1 protein-coding gene is annotated in these 753 nt (G+C 72.2%); it reads right to left on the bottom strand.

Annotation, left to right across the window (positions count from 1 at the left end; genetic code table 11):
- Positions 1-4: 4 nt before the first annotated feature.
- Positions 5-753 (bottom strand): carbon-nitrogen hydrolase family protein (locus tag AB8Z36_RS41340; protein ID WP_369218475.1); only part of this gene is annotated, 749 nt, incomplete at its 5' end.

Here is a 753-nt window from a genome sequence, read left to right as displayed (position 1 = left end):
TCCCTCAGCGTGCGGGGGGCTCGGCTGGGCTCTGGCCGGGGGCCCGGGAGGTGGCGCCGGTCCAGGTCGCGGGGTCGATCATGCCCTGATAGAGCGGCAGGGCAAGCGGCTGGTCGTCGGGGCGGAACTGCTGCCAGGGCCGGTTCAGGGCGGCGGTGCCCATGCGGCGGACGTTGGTGACCTCGTCCAGGTCGATCACGTCGGTGAGGGTGGTGTCTGCGTCGGCCACGGCCTCGGAGCGGACGGTGCCCTGCGGGTCGACGAGCAGGCTGCGTCCGGTGCCGAGCGGGGCGGCGCAGTTGACGCTGGCGACGAAGACCTGGTTGACGATGGCGTTGGCGCGCGCAAGGACGAGTTCCTGAGCGCGGTCGCTGCCGGAGGTCTGCACGAAGTTCAGCACCAGTTCGGCGCCCATCCAGGCGAGGTGGCGGGTGGTCTCCGGGAACCACGCGTCGTAGCAGATGGAAAGCCCCACCCGGCCTATGCCGTCGAGGTCGAAGACGGTGAACTCGCCGCCGGGCGCGACGGTTTCGTAGGGCCGCCAGGGGAAGATCTTGCGGTAGGCCGCGACGCGTTCGCCACGCGGGGAGTAGACGGGGGCGGTGTTGTAGACGCGTCCGTCCTGGCCGCGCTCGTAGACACTGCCCGGCGCCAGCCAGATGCCGAGGTCACCGGCGAGCTCGGCGAGGGCGCGGCCGCGAGGACCGTCGATGGGCTCGGCGAGGGCTTCCCGCAGCTCGGACGGGGTGGGGG

It is taken from the genome of Streptomyces flavofungini, assembly GCF_041028215.1.
Lineage (GTDB): Bacteria > Actinomycetota > Actinomycetes > Streptomycetales > Streptomycetaceae > Streptomyces > Streptomyces flavofungini_B.
Note: the sequence above shows the minus strand (reverse complement) of the source record. Positions and strands in the feature narration are given on the sequence as shown.